The sequence below is a fragment of the Flavobacterium sp. NG2 genome (assembly GCF_034119845.1).
In the GTDB taxonomy this organism is placed as follows: domain Bacteria; phylum Bacteroidota; class Bacteroidia; order Flavobacteriales; family Flavobacteriaceae; genus Flavobacterium.
In genome coordinates this window covers 3,877,822-3,896,119 of the sequence record NZ_CP139420.1, presented here as the reverse complement: position 1 = coordinate 3,896,119, position 18,298 = coordinate 3,877,822, and the positions used below count along the sequence as shown (strand labels likewise).

Below are 18,298 nucleotides of genomic sequence, written 5' to 3'. Positions count from 1 at the left end.
TTGTAAGATAATGAAAACACAAAATTTTGGTTATAAAAAATTATACATCAACGGTGAGTTAGTTGATGCTGTAAGCGGTGAAAAAGCTGATGTTATTTGTCCTGCAACTGGTGAATCAATCGCTCAGGTTGCTCTTGCAGGTAAGGCTGATGCTGAAAAAGCATTAGCGGCAGCTCAAAAAGGATTTAAATTTTGGTCTAAATTATCATTAGCTGAAAGAACAGCTTGGATGACCAAATTGAGAACCGCTATTATTGCAAAAGAAGCCGATTTACGTTCGGCTATGGTACACGAAATGGGGAAAACCTATGCGGGTTCTGCCGAAGATATCGAAGCAATTACTAATGCTTTGGAATGGTATCCTGCTGCAATGAAAAATCGTAGAGAAGAGCAAATTCCAGATTATGAAAATACCCATACACATAAAATTGTGGAGCAACCAGCGGGAGTTGCTGTGGCTTATCTAGCTTGGAATTTCCCTTTGTTGAATGTTGGTTTTAAGATTGGACCAGCATTAGCAGCAGGATGTTCTTTGATTATCAAACCGTCTGAAATGTCACCTTTGTCATCGTATATGATTGGTGAAATTTTACACGAAATTAATTTCCCAGCGGGTGTTGTTAATATTTTAGCGGGGCCTTCTGCCGAAGTTGCGACTACAATGACAACGAGTACCATTCCTGCCGTTTTGACTATGATTGGTTCTACCGCTACAGGTAAAAGAATCATTGCTGATAGTACGACTTCTATTAAGAAATTAGGAATGGAGTTAGGTGGAAATGCGCCTTTTATCGTTTTTGAAGATGCTGATTTTGATACAGCACTTAATTTAGCTATTGGATTGAAATTTGGAAATAGCGGTCAAATTTGTGTGGCTGCCAATAGAATTTTTGTTCACAAAAACATCTACGATAAATTCCTAGCGGCATATATTGATAGAGCCTCTAAATTGAAATTAGGTTTCAGTACAGATGCAAATGAAGCTGTAGATATGGGGCCTGTAGTGACTCGTAAGGATAGAGATAGAATGTTTGATTTGGTTCAAGATGCTGTAAGCAAAGGAGCTAAATTAGAATACGGTGGTAAAATTCCAGCAGGTTTCCCTGAAAATGGAAACTGGATTGAGCCAACAGTAGTTTCAGGAATCACAACTGATTCTCGTTTGTTTAGAGATGAAACTTTTGGACCTGTTGCAGGGATTATGAGTTTTGAGTCTGATGATGAAGTTTTGGCTTTGGCCAATGATACGGAATACGGATTGGCTTCTTATATTTTTACAAACAACCACAAAAGAATTCAACGTTTTACTGAAGATTTAGAATTTGGTGAAATCCAAATCAATGGTGTGAAATATGCTATTTACTTGCCTCACGGTGGAATCAAAAATAGTGGAATTGGACATGATTGTTCACATTTAGCACTTGAAGACTATTTAGTAAAAAAGAGAGTTTCAACCGCACTTTAAATAATTAACTATTAACTAACTAATACATAATGGATACATTAACGTTATCTTTTTTACTTGTTATTTTTGCAAGTATCTTCCAAGGTTCTTTTGGACTTGGAATGAAATTCATGGCTCCTCTTAAATGGGAAGCTTGGTGGCTAGTACACTCTACTTTTGCATTGATTTTGCTTCCTACAACTTGGGCATATCTTGTAGTGCCTGATTTGTTTGAAGTGGTGACTTCTGCTCCTTCGGATGTGATTATTGAAGCCATGATTTATGGTGGATTATGGGGTATAGGTGGAATCCTTTTTGGGAAAAGCGTACCATATATTGGTATTTCATTAACGTACGGAATCGTAATGGGGGTTTGTTCTGCAGCAGGGGCTTTGATTCCTTTGTTTACCAATGAGGGAGAAACAGATAAACCTTCATTTCCTTATGTGATTATGGGTGTACTGATTATGATGGTTGCTATTGCAATTACTGCTTATGCAGGAATCCAAAAGGATAAATTAACAAAAGCCGATGAAAACACCGAAAAAGTCAATCTTCCTTTGGGATTAATAATCGCTGTCTTAAGTGGTTTATTGTCTGCTGCTTTGGCAATTGGTTTTGGTAAAGGTGAAGCTATTGGTAAATTAGCTGAAGCTTCAGGAGCAATAGCTAGAAATGGTAGTTTGGCAATTTGGGTTGTAGTACTTTGGGGTGGATTTGTTGTTAATGCTGGGTATTCTTTGTTTTTATTAGCTAAAAATAATACTTGGAATTCATATAGTACACCGAATGCTACTAAAGCGTACCTATGGTCAATAGGAGCAGCAATACTATGGTTTGGAGCACTTGGAATTTATGGACAAGGAGCAACATTGATGGGAGATATAGGAAAGATTATTGCTTGGCCTATCATGCTTGGATTATCACTGATAGTGGGTAATGTATGGGCATATACTAATAACGAATGGGAAGGGGCTAAAAAACCTTTTAGTATCTTATTATTCGGTGTATTTGTACTTATCATCGCGGTAATCATTACAGGATATTCAGGAACTTTAAACAATTAGGATTATTAAAATCCGTATAAATATTAAAACTATAAAAATGAAACAAACAGCTATAATTTTAAGTTCGCTTTTCTTTGCAACTGTTTCTTTTGCACAGAACAAAGGAATTGTAAATAATACCGATAGTCCAAATGTAAAACTGAAAAGTATCAACATTGGTGACTGTCATTGGACCAAAGGATTTTGGGCAGATAAGTTCAAAATTTGTGAAGAGAAAATGTTGCCTTATATGGGTGAGGTTTTATGTGGTGATGTAGGTCATGGACTTAATAACTTTAAATATGCTGCTGGTCTTGAAAAAGGAAAGCACAAAGGTTTTGCATGGCATGATGGAGATTTTTACAAATGGATGGAAGCTTCGGCTTATGTTTATGCGCAAAATAAAGATCCTAAAATCTTAAAACAATTAGATGATATTATCGCAATTATTGCAAAAGCACAATTGCCAAATGGATATTTACAAACAACGATTCAATTGAGCGGTAACAAGATTGATCCTTTTGAAAATCGTAAGTACCACGAAATGTATAACAGTGGGCATTTATACACTAGTGCTTGTATTCACTACAGAGTTACAGGTAAAAAGAACTTCTTAGATATCGCTGTAAAACATGCTGATAATTTGTATTCTGTGTTTTTCCAAGATACAAAACACTATGCTCGTTTTGGTTTCAACCAAACACAAATTATGGGATTGGTTGAATTGTATCGTACTACAAAAGATAAAAAGTATTTAGCATTAGCAGAGAAATTTATCAACCGTAGAGGTCATAACGGAATCGAAGAGAATTCAACGACTAAAGGATATCCAGTAGGAGATATGGTGCAAGAGTTTACTCCATTACGTGAGTCTAGTGAAGCAGTTGGACATGCTGTATTGGCTTTATACTACTATGCTGGTGCTGCTGATGTCGCTGCTGAAACAGGTGAAAAAGCCTTAATGGATGCCTTAGACAGACTTTGGGACAATGTTACAAATAGAAAAATGTACGTAACTGGAGCGGTAGGTCAAACTCATTATGGTGCTTCGACTAACAGACAGATGATTGAAGAAGGTTTTATTGATGAATACATGATGCCAAATATGACAGCATACAATGAAACTTGTGCTAATATTTGTAACTCTATGTTCAGCTACCGTATGATGGGGCTAAATGGAAAAGCAAAATACGCTGATGTAATCGAGAATGTATTGTTTAATAGTGCACTGTCTGGTATTAATCTTGAAGGGGATAAATACTATTATTCAAATCCATTGCGTAAAATTCACGGTTCTAGAGATTATTCAAAAATGAATACAGAGTATCCAGTACGTCAATCATATCTAGAATGTTTCTGTTGTCCTCCAAACTTAGTACGTACAGTGGCTCAAGTTTCAGGATGGGCATATAGTTTGTCTGAAAATGGTGTCTCTGTAAATTTATTTGGAGGAAATAAATTAGACACGAAATTATTAGATGGCTCTAAACTGAAATTAGAACAAGTTTCTAATTATCCTTGGGATGGAAATGTAAAAGTGACTGTTAATGAATGTAAAAAAGGGGCTTTCGAAATGTTATTTAGAATACCAAATTGGGCCAAAGGAAGTAAACTAATGGTTAATGGTGTTGACGCTGGTGTAGCGGTTGTTCCTGGTGAATTTGCGGTAATAAACAGAAGTTGGAAAAAAGGAGATGTAGTGACTCTTGATATGCCAATGGAGGTAACCTTAGTAGAAGGTCATGGTCGTATTGAAGAAGTACGTAATCAAGTGGCTGTAAAAAGAGGACCAGTAGTGTACTGTGCTGAATCTACAGATTTACCAAAAGGAACTAGCATCCTTGATGTATATCTTTCAGGAGATACTAAATTTGATGTGAAATACCGCCCTGATTTATTAGGAGGTATTACTTCTATCTCAACTGATATGATGATTCGTAAAGATGCTAAATCAAATGATATGTACCGCCCAGTTTCTAAACCAGTTTTAGAAAGCACTAAGGTTTCTTTAGTTCCTTATTACGCTTGGTCAAATAGAGGAGATTCTGAAATGACAGTTTTCTTACCGATTATCTGGAAATAAAATAGTTTCATAAATTAGTTGTAAAAACGTTGATAGTAGTACTACTGTCAACGTTTTTTTTTGTACTTGTTGGGGTGTTTGCTGAAACACAAAGGTCAAAAAGTAACTACTAAGGGAGCTAAGTTTCTGGTTTATAATCTTTAAGAAAACAGTTTTGATTTTTTTTTTTGTAAATTAGATACGCAACCTTTTGCCTTGGTTTTATTCTTTAAAGTATAAATGGGATTACTAAATAATAACAGAACCCTAAAAAAGCCTTTTATTTATGAAAAATATACTTGTAATTTTAATGGTTTTCTGCCTGTATGCTTGTACTGATAAAGGAAATTCTGATGCCTGTGGAAGCACGAAAACAGTGGTTTTTTCAGACTTCGAGCCTCAGTGCGGTTATTTTTTAAAGAATAATCCCGAAGCCGCTACAAATGTTGTTATTGATTCTCAAGCGAAAATTGATTCACTCTTTATAGATTCTAGGGCTACGGTTAATTGTTTTGCGCCATCAGGATCTGATTTTGATTTGGATAAAAACACCTATTTAGCGGTTTTTGCAGGCGCTAAACCAACTGGTGGTTATGCTATCAGAATCCAATCTATTCAGGAAAATGACTGTGAAATCATCGTAGGTTATTACGAAAAAGAACCAAAAGTAGGAGAGGTAGTTACCCAAGCCATCACTCATCCTGTTGATTATGCCGTGATTCCCAAAACGACCAAAAAAGTAGTTTTTAAAAAACAAGCCTATAGTGGCGATTATGTTGTAATAGGAAGCTACGCTTTTTATTGTGCGGGTCCATGTCCTGCGTATACCTTTCGTTTAGAAGTAAATGCTACCGCTCGTCTTGTTAATAATGCCTATCAAACATTGCCTGTAACCGAAGATTTGTATGGTTTTCTATCTCATGTTCCCCAAGAAGTGAAAGACCTTAAAGGACAAACAAAAGAGTATATCAATACCAATATTGCCGATGGCGGCGGTTGCTTTTTTGAATACCATCAAGAAGGTTTCGTAACCAAAGTTAGTTTTACCAACTTTTACAGCACCGATAAAAAGGACTCTGCTTTAATCGCTTTCAAAGATTATATTTATGAAAGGATTGCTTATTTGAATGGGGTGAAATGATTTTGAATTTATAAAAACCCGTGTAAATCCGCTTTAATTCGTTCCATCTGTGGCTCATCAACCCATAAAATAAATAACTAAGAGCCTTATTGAAGCCTTAGCGTTTCAATAATCTAAATCGAGTTAATAAAATTAGTCAAGTTAATATCCCGTTCCAAATCCATTTTTTTACGCAGTCGGTGGCGGGCTACATGTACGCTGCCTAGTGAAATTCCTAATAAATGCGCCATTTCTTTTCCTGAAAAATTAAGTTTGATGAGCGCACATATTTTCAAGTCGGCTGAACTTAGATCGGGTGCTTTTTCTTGTAAGCGTTCATAGAAATTTTCGTTCAGTGCCATAAATCGGTTGTTAAAGGAATCCCATAAGGTTACAGAATTCTTCTCAATTTGATTGAGGATTTTCTTGGTGGCAGTATCAGTAGGAGTAGTCTCAAGATGTTCTCGCAAGGTATTGATGATTTCTTCCTTTTCGATTAGTTGGAGCATGTTGGCGGTAAGTTCCTTGTTTTTGGATTCTATTTGCTCTTGGTTGAGTTCCTCCTTTTTTTGATGTTTTAGGCTTCTAATTTTGGAACGTACCATCAAAGCAATAATAATCGAAAGTAAAACCGTTACAAAAAAGAAAATCCGAAATCGAAACAAAGCTTGAGTTTGCTTTTGCAATTCTAAATTTTGGGCATACAAGAGTTCGTTCTTTTTTCGCAATTGGTCGCTATATCGGTTTTTGATGGTGAGAAATCCTTGGGTGTCTTCATTCCTAGGATTCAGATAAGTGTCATTAATGGCTTTGGATTTTGCCAAATGGGTATAGGCATTCTCAAAATCTTTCAATTGGAATAACAATTCAGCGTAGCGTAAATAGACAAAGGCGCGGTAAAAGGTGTTTTCGCCAGTAGCATCAGGGATTTCCAATGATTTTTCATAATAGGTTTTGGCCGTGGAAAGTTGTTGTTCTAGGACATAACTATTCGCTATTCGACAATACAAAATGGTCAAGAAACTCGCCATTTTAGCGTTTAATTGCCCTTTTTGCTGTAAGTTTTCCAAGGCTTTACTACTGGAGACTAAGAGCTGTAGGGCTTGGTCCTTCTTTTCTTCTACTTGGAGTACAGTTGCTTTTTTTTCGTTTAGGAAAAGCGCATAAATATTCCCAAAAGGAATATTCTTGGTAAGAGCCAAACATTTCTCAATATGAGTTTGTAAAGCCTGAATGTTTTTAATTCTTTGGTAATACAAAACCATATTGTAATGCGAGTGAAAAAGATTTATTTCGGCCTCGTGTTCATTTGATTTTACTTTTGAAAAATAGGCATGAGCCGCTTTAAAGTGGTCTCCCGCTTCTTCGTCCTGTTTGAACAAATAATGAAGTACTCCAAATTCCTCATGAGCCTTGGCAATCAACAAGGGGTTTTTAAATTCTTTGGCTACAAACAATGCTTCTCCTGCGTGTGAAAACGCTTCGCTGTAATTTAAAGTAGCACGTCCCGCTGCGCTGAGTGAAATTAAATTTTTAATAATTTGGACAGTATCTTTTTTATGCAAAGCAATTGAATAGCTTTTTTTTAATTGTTGTAAAGCATGTTCAGGATTTGTTTTGGCAGACACCAAACCCTCAGAACTGTAATCTTTAAATTGTTGGGCTTGTAATGTAGATGTTCCCAAGAAATAAAGCATGAAAATTAATTGTATAGGTTTTAAAGTATTCAAAATAGCTTTCAATGGCTTCATATATAAAGGTTTGTGGAGTTTTGGTAAAAATACAAAAATGCTCCTGAGTTAAGTTTTTTTAAGCCATAAAAATAGCGAAGTTAAGTTTTTGTAAGCCTGTTTTTGATTGCTTTTTAGTTCTTACGGCTAATTTTGTAGAACTATTAAACCAATGAATACTAAAGAATGAATTTGAAATTACCACTAATTGTAGGGGTTGCTTTTTTTGCTTTTGGAGCTTCTATGAAAGCCCAACAAAAAACAAAACCGAATATATTATTTATAGGTGTTGATGATTTGCGTCCTGAATTAGGTTGCTATGGTTCAGAGGTAGCTATAAGTCCAAATATTGACAAACTAGCTTCCCAAGGATTACTTTTTAATAAAGCCTATTGCCAACAAGCGATTTGCGGCCCATCAAGAGCGAGCCTTTTAACAGGTTACCGACCTGAAACAAGTGGGGTGTATCACAATTATATAAAATTTAGAGAAGCCAATCCTGAGGTTGTGACCTTGCCAGAGCACTTTAAAAACAACGGTTATGAAACGGTTTATTATGGGAAAATTTTCCACCACGGTGATTTAGATGATAAATTATCGTGGAGTATTCCACCAGGAAAAGACAAAGCGCCTTTTGGCTATGCCTTAGCCGAAAACAAACAGCTTGCCAAGGAAAACATGAAAGCTATGACCGCTAAATATGGTGAGCAAGCCAAATACGGTTTGGGCAGTGGTCCTGCCTATGAATTTGCTGATGTGCCTGATAATGGATATGTAGATGGTTTTAATACCGATTTGGCAATAGAGGAATTACAAAGATTAGTCGCTCATAAGGACAAACCTTTCTTTTTAGCGTTGGGATTCCATAAACCGCATTTGAACTGGACAGCTCCTAAAAAATATTGGGATTTATACGATGGAAAGGATATCAAATTAACAAAGCAAACAGAAGGCCCAGTAGATGGAGCGGCTATGGGATTGCATGCTTCTTTTGAACTGCGAACTCGTTACGGCATTCCTAAAGAAGGCGATATCGAACCTGAAATGGCGGTTAATTTAAAACGGGCTTATCTTGCTTGTGTCAGTTATGTAGATGCTCAGGTGGGACGTATGATTGCGGCTCTTGAGCAAGCTGGTGTTCGTGATAATACCATTATTATTTTGTGGAGTGATCACGGTTGGCACTTAGGTGATATGGGAATCTGGGGAAAAGCCACTAATTACGAAATTGCTACCCGTGTCCCGATGATGATTTGGACACCTGATATGCCTCGTGGAAGCCGTGGTAAAACTTCGGAGGCCTTGGTAGAGGTTATAGATATGTATCCTACTTTGGCAGATTTGGTAGGGATTCCTATTCCAGAACACGTAGAGGGGCAGAGTTTTGCACCCCTATTAAAAAATCCCAACAAAAAATGGAAAACTGCTGCTTTTAGTCAGTTTCCAGATCCCGCTTTACGCGAATGGGGTGCTTATCCATTGCGTGACGGCATGCGAGAAACATTTTTTGAGCCTTTAATCGAAAAAGTAGAGCAAAAAATCATCAACCAACAAAAAGAAAAATGGAATCGGGATTTGTTTGAAAATGATTTGATGGGCTATACGATGAGAACCCAAGAGTACCGTTTGATTGTTTGGAAAGACAAAAAGCATCCTGAGAAAAAACCTTTGTATATAGAATTGTATAACCATCAAAACGATCCACAGGAAACAATAAATATTGCTAATAGCAACCCTAAAATAGTAGCTAAATTATTGAAGCAATTTGACAAAGGTTGGCAAGGAAATAAAAAATAGTTTCTTATTACCACGTTGATATTTAATGGAATCAACAATAAGGTTTTTAAAAACCTGAAACCTGAAACCTGAAACCTGAAACCTGAAACTTGAAACCAAAAAAACAAACCAAAAACTATGAAACGTAGAGATTTTTTATCCAAAGGATCCCTTGGAGCAATTGCGGCAGCTGCTGTTGTCCCTTTGGGAATGAATGCCGCTCCAGACCATAAAGAAGTAAAAGCAGACGATTTAGGAGATCGAAAAAAAGACAATTGGACGGATCTAGGCACAGCTAAAAAGAGGATTCCGCAACGTAAAATTACTAAAAACTTTGATGTCTGTGTAATTGGTGGAGGAGCAGCAGGTATTTGCGCCGCAGTAGCCGCTGCTCGTAACGGTGCCAAAGTTGGTTTTGTACAAGACCGACAAGTGCTAGGAGGGAATGCTTCCAGTGAAATCCGAGTACATCTTAATGGTGTCAATCACCTGAAAGACGGGCTTCCAGAACGCGAAACCGGAATTATTGAAGAGTTATTACTGCATAACCGTTTTGAAAATCCACAAGAATCTTATCCCGTTTTTGACCATGTGATGTACGATTTCGTGGTTCGTGAGCCCAATATCGATTTGATGCTAGGGACTCAGGCAGTCGAAGCTAAAATGTCGGGTTCTAAAATTAAAGCGGCTCGTTGCTGGCAAGGGATTACGGAAACTGAAATCATGATTCATGCTCCTATTTTTATTGATTGTTCTGGTGACGGACTTTTAGCAGCTACAGCAGGTGCGGAGTACAGAACAGGTCGTGAAGCATCGTCTGAATTTGGTGAAAAATATGCGCCTAAAGTTGCTGATGGTTGGCAAATGGGAGCTTCTATTTTGATGTCTTCCATTGATATGGGTAAACCCATGCCCTATACGCCACCATCTTACGCTATTAAATATGAAGCCGAAAAAGCACATCCCAAACGATACATCAAAGGGTTTGAAGAAGGTATTTGGTGGATTGAAGTAGGAAGTGAGCACGATATTATTGGAGAACATGAAATCATCCGTCATAAATTAATGGGGTATTTACACGGTGTTTGGGATTATATCAAGAATTCAGGCAAGCATCCAGAGGCAACTAATTTTGCGTTGGATTGGGTAGGAACGCTTGCGGGTCGTAGGGAATCACGTCGTTTTATTGGCGACTACATCCTTTCTGAAACGGATATGACCCAGCACAAACATTTTGAAGACGCCATCGGGTTTGGGGGTTGGTCCTTGGATGAACACAATCCTGGTGGTATCGAGAATTTATCCGAACCGCCTAGTTATTTCCACGAACATTTTTCGGAAATTTACGAAGTGCCTTTTCGAAGTTTGTACTCAAAAAACATTTCAAACCTAATGTTTGCGGGACGTAACGTGAGTCAAACACATATTGCATTATCCTCCTCTCGCATTATGGCTACCTGCGCCTTAATGGGGCAGGCAGCGGGAACAGCGGGTGCAATTTGCGCTAAAAAAGGAGTTAAACCTCGTGATATTTACCAAAAATACATCAAGGACTTACAAGAGAATTTATTGCGTGATGATGTTTTTATTCCGAAACGTTTTGCTAATGATTCGTTGGATTTGGCCAAAAAAGCATCCGTTATTTTTGCTTCTTCAACGCTGTCTGGTGATGCTAAATTTCTAACAGATGGAGTTTCCAGAGACCTGAAAGACGAACCGCACCATTGGCAGTCGAATGGATTAAATGCCGAATTACAGTTGGAATGGGAAAACCCAATCGAAATTTCAAAGGTGGAAATCAAATGCGATACCAATGTAAAACGCAATATTATGATGCGAAAAGACAAGCGTAATGACAAAATTTACACCAATACCATTCCTGTCGAAATGATGAAATCCCTCGCCTTAGAAGCCCGTGTCAACGGTAGCTGGATGCCATTGGGAACCATCGATAATAATAGAACCCGTTTGATTAAATTCAATTTCAATTCTGTGAAAACCACAGCTATCCGAGTGAAATTAAAAGAAACCTACGGTGCTAAAAACGCCAAATTGTTCGAAATTCGTTGTTATGCATAATAAGTAGAATCGGATAAGGAGCTAATCCCGCCATTCATTTCAAGCTTTTCGGTGGTGCGCTATTTTTCTACGCTAGGGCAGGAGCTTCCTCTGGTCGCTCTGCCTCAGCAAGAAAAAATAAGCACACCACTCTCAAAGGTTTTCCATTGCTGTTGGGGCTAAAAAACGAAAGTGCTTCAAAATCAGTTTGAATTTCAACTGTTAAACCTTTTGGAAAGGAATTCGTCTTAATTTAGTACACTTGTGATGCAGGCAATTGATGCCAGTTCGAGTGCAGTCAAGAACAACTCAAGTAATAGCATTAAAGTTGCTTTTTCAATTATAAATAGTTCGCTATGATTTTTATTTTGATATTGATCACTTTTTTTCTTCCTAAACAGGAACAGCAAGAAGTATGGAATAAATATCAAATTAATGGATTTACTCAGGGAACGACGTACAATATTACTTATTACGCAGCAGAGCGCAACATAGGGGAACATCAAATTGATAGCATTTTCAATACCATCGATCAATCCCTGTCAATGTATCAGGAGCATTCGTTGATTAATCAATTTAATGCTTCTGCAAAAGGAGTGACAGCCGATGCACATTTGATAAATGTCATCCAACGTTCACAAGAAATCAATCGAGAAACGAGAGGTTTGTTTGATATCACGCTCTTACCCTTGATGGAAGTTTGGGGATTTCATAAAAAAGGAATGACTCCCAGCACACCAAATGCCAAAACGTTGAAGGCAATCAAGGGCTGTATAGGAAACTCGCTTTTGGAACGCAAAGGAAACCAACTTCTAAAAAAGAAACCCTGTGTCCAAATTGACGTCAATGGAATTGCTCAAGGTTATACCGTAGATGTAGTGGCTAACTTTTTATTGGCACATAAAATCAACAACTTTTTGGTTGAAATAGGAGGTGAGATTCGAGTGAATGGCACACGCCAACCTAGTGGGGAACTGATGAAGGTAGGTATTCAAAGTCCGTCAAAAGAAGTGGCTTTTACCCATTCGATTCAAAAAATTGTGCAAATACCATCAGGAGCCATAACGACCTCGGGGAATTATCAAAAGTTTTATGAGAACAAGGGCAAACGAATATCGCATTTGATGAATCCAAAAACAGGAGTTCCTGTGCAAAACGATTTAATCAGTGTAACCGTTTATGCCAAAGATGCCATAACAGCCGATGGTTACGACAATGCACTGATGGCAATGGGACTTAAAAAGGCGTTCCGATTTTTAAAAAAGAACAAAGAACTTGAAGCTTATTTTATTTATAAAGACAAAAACGGTCAGGTGAAAGATACGGCTACGACGGGATTTTATAGGTTAATTAAGTAAATGAAATGGTGGAATGGACGCTAAGAGACATTCCATATATGCAGTGAGACAAGTCAATAATAAAGAAACATTAATTTTATTCAAAAGAATAACGTGTAAGCCCGCTAAGCTTATTTAATTGAACCGTTCAAAATTAATTTTTAGTAAAAAAATATGCAATGCAATATAAATTGTCCTATACATCTTTTTTGTTTTTGTTCCTGAATTTGCTTTTCACAAGTATTTCTTTTGCGATGGCACAAAATACAGCTAAAGAAGTATCACATCAAGTAAAAATTCTTCATGAAGGTTTGAATTTTAACGAAAAGCAAGACTGTACTTTGATTGAAGTTGAAGCAGAGAACGGTCAAGCAATGGAGTATTATATGGATGTCGAGTCTGTAATTTGTTTGGATCACAAATGCAAGGTGGTTCGGGTGCGATTGTTTTGGGACAAACTAGGGTTTTACAACCGTTTTGAATTGGCTCCAGGAGTCACTTTGGAAAAAACGGATGGAATTCCTTTTACCGCCGAAGATTACAAAAAGTTAAACCGAATTTTAGCAGATAAGGAATCCACTTTAAAAGACTATTATAAAAACCAGGCGCATTTGTCAGCACATGGAAGCGAAGGATTAGCAGATGTTGATGCAGTGACGAGCGCCACCTCAGGCGTTGATGCAAATTCCATAGTCAAAGGAGCTGCTTGGACGAGCTGTACATTGTGGCATTGGGCTAATGGAGGTGTATTTGAAGTAATCAGGGGGATAACCGCTTCACAAATGACGACTCCCGAATTAACCCAAGCCTTGACCAAAGAGGATGAAAAATCCCGTCGTTTTATCATCAGTGAATTAATCAATCGTAAGGCTTATGATAATGAAACGGTAGCTGTGGTATTGGCAACACTTGGAAACAGCCCATCAATGATTCGGTTTTTAATTGAATACATTGAAAAAGCACCTCAAAACGTTTATTTTGGCGCCATTCAGCAATTATATACCCAGTCAGATAAATCCTATCGTGTGATTCTATTGAATTCGTTGCAGCGATTTACAACAGTCAATTCAACCGACTATTTAAACTGGACAGCTCAACAATTAAATCAAGTAGATTCTTTTCAAGAGTTACAATTGCTTCTTCGAATATTGGATAAACAAAAACCTTTATCGGATTTTGCCAAAACAGAAATCGTCCAATTGTTAAAACATCCTCAGTTTTTAATCGCGCGTTCGGCTTATTGGTTTTTGGTTAACAAATCGGTTTCAACCGAGCAATCTAAAATTTTAGAAAACTTTAAATCTAAAAATAGCGACCGACTTTAAGCTTTAGTATAATATCAAAAAAAGAGCTAATAAATGCAATAGATGTGTTTATTGGTTCTTTTTTTGGGTGAAAATGTTGTTTTGTACTTGGGAATACATAAATATTACTGTCAAACACATTTTTTAAATGGATTATTAGAATCTTTACCATTCTAAATTTATTTATATAATATTAAGATTTCATGATTAATAGAAACCCCCAGTTTATTGCTCTGCTATTTTTTTTCTTGTTAAGCTGTTCTTATACAGGAATTAGTCAAACTAGAAAAGGGAATACAGTATTTTTTGAGACTTCAATTGCAGCTGATGCAACACCAGCCGTTTTAGCTCAATTTATGAAAGCCGATGCCAAGTCGATTTCAGAAATAAAATTCGAAAAAGGAACTTATCATTTTTATCCAGATAAGGGATTTGAGATTTATGCGCAATTGTCAAATCACAATAATGGTTTGGCTAAAACAGCTTTTCCTATATTCAATATGAAAAACTTGACAATTGATGGTCAGGGAGCTACTTTCATATTTCACGGAATTATCATCCCTTTTTCAGTAGAAAATTCGGAAAATATTAAGATTGTTAATGTAGCTGTTGATTGGGCAATGTCTTTTCATAGCGAAGCAAAAATTGTAGCAGTAGATCCTGTAAAAAAGACTTTTGACATGCAAATTTCTGACGATTATCCGTATGAAATCAGAAACGGACAATTGCACTTTATTAAGGAATATTATGAGCATAATATAGGACAATCGATTTTGTTTGATCCTAAAACAACCGCTATTTCGTTTGATACAGAATCCTATACTTCATTAACAACCAGAACGAAGACTAAGATTCAAAATAATGTTAAGAACATTAAATATAAATATAACGTTGATCCAAGATCACCTGAAAATTTTAAGGTGGGTATGGAAGATAAGTTGGTAGTTGAGCAATTAAAACCAGGCTTATTACGAGTATATAATCATGGAAGAAAAATTCCTGAAGTTGGAAAAATCCTGACGATGAAAGGTGAGCAAGGACAAAATAGATTTGCACCAGCTTTTCATGTGGTTTCGTCTAAAAATTTTGAAGCCAATAATGTCAATGTGCACCATGCCTGTGGAATGGGAATCATTGTAGAGAATTCAGAGAACTTGACTTTAGATAACTTCAATGTTACGCCTTCACAAGGAAGAATGGTTTCAACTACCGCTGATGCAACTCACTTTGTAGGCTGCAGAGGTAAAATTACCATCAAAAACTGTACGTTCAATAATCAATTAGATGATGCTGTCAATGTACATGGCACCTATCAACAAGTGGAGGATATTTTGGGCGAAAACAGCATTGGTATCAAAGTAGGTCATTACCAACAACAAGGTTTTAGTATTGGAGTTCCAGGGGATGTTATTGGATTGGTTAATTTGCACCAATCGTTTTTTGAATATGATAAACTCACATTGAAATCCATTGAGAAAATCAACAGCCGTTACCATATTATTACTTTCAATGAAAAAGTACCAGCTTCATTAAAAGCGGGAGATTATATTGAAAATATGTCGGCTTATCCTGAGTTATTGGTACAAAACTGTACTATTTCTAAAAACAGAGCTAGAGGATTATTACTTTCAACACCAAGAAAAATTGTGGTTGAGAACAATTATTTTGCTACCGAAATGGAAGCGATTTTAGTGCCTGTTGAAAGTGGGTATTGGTACGAATCAGGAAGTGCATTGGACTTAACCATTCGAAATAATACTTTTCAAGATTGTAATATTGGTGGACAAAATAGAGGTATCATTCGTTTTGAAACCGATGACGAAAGTAAAAACATAGCTTTCAAAAACATTTTGATTGAGAATAATAAAATCAACCAATTTGACAATTTAATCTTGGAAGTCAACAATACTGATGGGCTTAAATTTAAAGGGAACACGATTACGAACTCAGGAACCTTCAAAATGTTGTTTCCTGAAAATCCTGCTTTTTCAATTAAAACATCTAAGAATATTATTTTCGAAAATAATAAATATTCAGGAAAAGCAAATCCAATATTAAAATCAGATGGTTCTGTTCCTAATTTGAAATTTAAGTAGTAAAGATGCGTACATTTCTAAAAGTAATTTTGGTTGCAGGTCTTTCTATCACTACGATGGCAACAGAGGCACAAAATAAATCCAAGCCTAATATTATTTATATTTTGGCGGATGATTTGGGCTACGGTGATTTGAGTTGTTACGGACAAACAAAATTTGATACACCAAATATTGATAAGTTAGCCGCTAAAGGAATCAAGTTTACACAACATTATAGTGGGTCAGCTGTTTGTGCGCCTTCACGTTCTACATTGATGACAGGCGAGCATACAGGACATACTTCGATTAGAGGAAACCTTGAAAGAGGTGAAAATCTTGAAGGACAAGTCCCAATGGATGGAAGTGTAATCACTATAGCCGATGTGCTTAAAAAAGCAGGATACGCTACGGGAGCTTTTGGGAAATGGGGACTTGGATTTATTGATTCTGAAGGAGATCCATTGAACCAAGGTTTTGATGAGTTTTACGGCTACAATTGTCAGCGCAAAGCCCACCGTTATTTTCCACCGTATTTATGGCATAATAAGGAAAAGGTTTTTCTAAAAGGGAATGATTATACTAATAAAGTAACCTATGCGCCTGATGAAATTCAGAAAGCAACGCTTGATTTTATTACCAAAAATAAAAACAAACCGTTTTTTGCTTATGTACCTTTCGTTTTGCCTCATGCTGAGATTATTTCGCCAGACGATGCAGTGTATAATAAATTCAAAGGGAAGTTCAATGAAGACAAGCCTTTCAAAATGCCACATGATTATTTGTCGGATTACGGGGCCAACATTGAAGAGCATAAGTATGCTTCGCAATTGGCTCCAAGAGCGGTCTATGCCACGATGGTTACTCGATTAGATATTTATGTGGGAGAAATCATGGCTAGATTAGAACAACTGGGAATTGCAGATAATACTCTAGTTATTTTTACTAGTGATAATGGCCCTGCAGTAGAAGGAGGTGCTGATCCTAAATTTTTTAATGGTACCGCTGGATTGAGAGGGGTAAAAAGAGATTTGTATGAAGGAGGTATTCGTGCTCCTTTTATAGCAGTTTGGCCTGATAAAATTAAGGCAGGAACCACTTCTGATTTGATTTCTGCTTTTTGGGATATGAAACCCACTTTTGCTGAAATAGTGAATGTTAAAGAAATAGGCTCAACGGATGGAATTTCGATTTTACCTACCTTATTAGGTAAAAAAAATCAAAAGCAGCATCCTTATATGTATTGGGAATTTCCGCAAGCAGGTGGGCGTAAGGCGGTACGTTTAGGAAACTGGAAAGGCGTAATTTATAATATTGAAAGGAAAGATAATCCAGAATTTGAACTGTATAATTTAGCCACAGACCCAGTAGAGACAAAGAATGTTGCGGCTCAAAATCCTAAAATAGTTGCCGAAATGAAAGCTATTATGAAAGAGGAGCATAGGCATTCAACTTTGTTTCCAATGAAAGAATAAAATAATTAAAGATAGTTAGTTTGGTTGTTAAAACGATTCTAGTAGTGAGAGCTATTGGGGTCGTTTTTTTGTTGATTTCCTTTAAATTAAATTTTGTTGAAGATTGGTATTGGTTGTTTAACCCAAATTACACAGTATACTTCTTAAAAAAAAACGAAATTTTCCAATAAAATAAGGTACTTAATAAAATTTTTTGAAGAAGGAATAGTGAACTATTAACTTCGCCTGTTCGATCAAAGCTCTCGAGTCAATAATTAAACATTGAGTAAGTGCTTGTATTTGAAGAAAAATAAAGTTGAGTAGATTTCTACTGTGTAATTTGGGTTTAATGCGTTTTATTTGCAATGATAAATTAAATTAGACAATGGCATTCAAACATCTATTCAAAGTAAGTCTCAAATGGCAAGCCCAAAAGCATCAACGGTACACAAAAAATCATAGTATCAGCATTGAGCAAAAAGAGATTTTAAATATTTCTGCGGCCAAAGCATTCAAAGGAGACCCTTCACGATATAATCCCGAAGATTTGTTACTCAGTAGTCTGGTGTCCTGTCATATGATGTCCTATTTGTACGTTTGTGGTCAAAATGGAATAGATGTACTAACTTATACCGATGATGCTGAAGCAACTCTTGAAGTGACTGCAGAGGGGAGTGGGCGTTTTGTTGCCGTGAGATTATTTCCAAAAGTAGCCATTCGTCAAATGGACAAAATTGAGTTGGCTCATCAATTACACAAAAAAGCAAACCAACTCTGTTTTATTGCGAATTCTTGTAATTTCCCGATTGAACATTTTCCTGAAATAATGGTTGCTAATGAATAATAGCGTTTCATTTTTAGGTTTCTAAAAATCCACATTGGGATTTTTTTTACG

Annotated in this window: 12 protein-coding genes; 11 read left to right on the top strand and 1 reads right to left on the bottom strand. The window is 36.6% G+C overall.

Annotation, left to right across the window (positions count from 1 at the left end):
• The first annotated feature begins 10 nt into the window (after positions 1-10).
• From SLW70_RS15695 to SLW70_RS15680, 4 genes are all read left to right on the top strand, one after another.
• Positions 11-1,465, top strand: a complete 1,455-nt coding sequence (locus SLW70_RS15695; RefSeq protein ID WP_320889593.1) for an aldehyde dehydrogenase family protein — start codon at positions 11-13, stop codon at positions 1,463-1,465.
• Positions 1,466-1,494: 29 nt separating this feature from the next.
• A complete protein-coding gene (locus SLW70_RS15690) occupies positions 1,495-2,511 on the top strand; it encodes an L-rhamnose/proton symporter RhaT (protein WP_320889592.1) in 1,017 nt (338 codons plus the stop codon).
• Positions 2,512-2,548: 37 nt separating this feature from the next.
• Positions 2,549-4,573, top strand: coding sequence for a glycoside hydrolase family 127 protein (locus SLW70_RS15685; protein ID WP_320889590.1), 2,025 nt, complete (start codon positions 2,549-2,551; stop codon positions 4,571-4,573).
• Between the two features lie 265 nt (positions 4,574-4,838).
• Positions 4,839-5,693, top strand: a complete 855-nt coding sequence (locus SLW70_RS15680) for a protease complex subunit PrcB family protein (RefSeq protein ID WP_320889588.1) — start codon at positions 4,839-4,841, stop codon at positions 5,691-5,693.
• A 113-nt stretch (positions 5,694-5,806) separates the two neighbouring features.
• Here SLW70_RS15680 and SLW70_RS15675 read toward each other — a convergent pair whose 3' ends face one another.
• Positions 5,807-7,423, bottom strand: coding sequence for a hypothetical protein (locus SLW70_RS15675; RefSeq protein ID WP_320889587.1), 1,617 nt, complete (start codon positions 7,421-7,423; stop codon positions 5,807-5,809).
• A 165-nt stretch (positions 7,424-7,588) separates the two neighbouring features.
• On the opposite strand from SLW70_RS15675, the gene SLW70_RS15670 reads away from it, so the two are divergent.
• The 7 genes from SLW70_RS15670 (at position 7,589) to SLW70_RS15640 (ending at position 18,247) form a co-directional block, all read left to right on the top strand.
• A complete protein-coding gene (locus tag SLW70_RS15670; RefSeq protein WP_320889586.1) occupies positions 7,589-9,199 on the top strand; it encodes a sulfatase in 1,611 nt (536 codons plus the stop codon).
• A 117-nt stretch (positions 9,200-9,316) separates the two neighbouring features.
• Complete coding sequence (locus tag SLW70_RS15665; protein WP_320889585.1) at positions 9,317-11,257, top strand: FAD-dependent oxidoreductase; 1,941 nt, start codon at positions 9,317-9,319, stop codon at positions 11,255-11,257.
• Positions 11,258-11,592: 335 nt separating this feature from the next.
• Complete coding sequence (locus SLW70_RS15660; protein ID WP_320889584.1) at positions 11,593-12,594, top strand: FAD:protein FMN transferase; 1,002 nt, start codon at positions 11,593-11,595, stop codon at positions 12,592-12,594.
• 158 nt (positions 12,595-12,752) lie between these two features.
• Positions 12,753-13,898, top strand: coding sequence for a hypothetical protein (locus tag SLW70_RS15655; RefSeq protein ID WP_320889583.1), 1,146 nt, complete (start codon positions 12,753-12,755; stop codon positions 13,896-13,898).
• A gap of 182 nt (positions 13,899-14,080) precedes the next feature.
• Positions 14,081-15,973 carry a right-handed parallel beta-helix repeat-containing protein gene (locus SLW70_RS15650; RefSeq protein ID WP_320889582.1) on the top strand — a complete coding sequence of 631 codons (1,893 nt, stop codon included), beginning with the start codon at positions 14,081-14,083 and terminating at the stop codon, positions 15,971-15,973.
• 5 nt (positions 15,974-15,978) lie between these two features.
• Complete coding sequence (locus tag SLW70_RS15645) at positions 15,979-17,424, top strand: arylsulfatase (RefSeq protein WP_320889581.1); 1,446 nt, start codon at positions 15,979-15,981, stop codon at positions 17,422-17,424.
• Positions 17,425-17,788: 364 nt separating this feature from the next.
• Positions 17,789-18,247, top strand: a complete 459-nt coding sequence (locus tag SLW70_RS15640; protein ID WP_320889580.1) for an OsmC family protein — start codon at positions 17,789-17,791, stop codon at positions 18,245-18,247.
• Positions 18,248-18,298 lie beyond the last annotated feature (51 nt).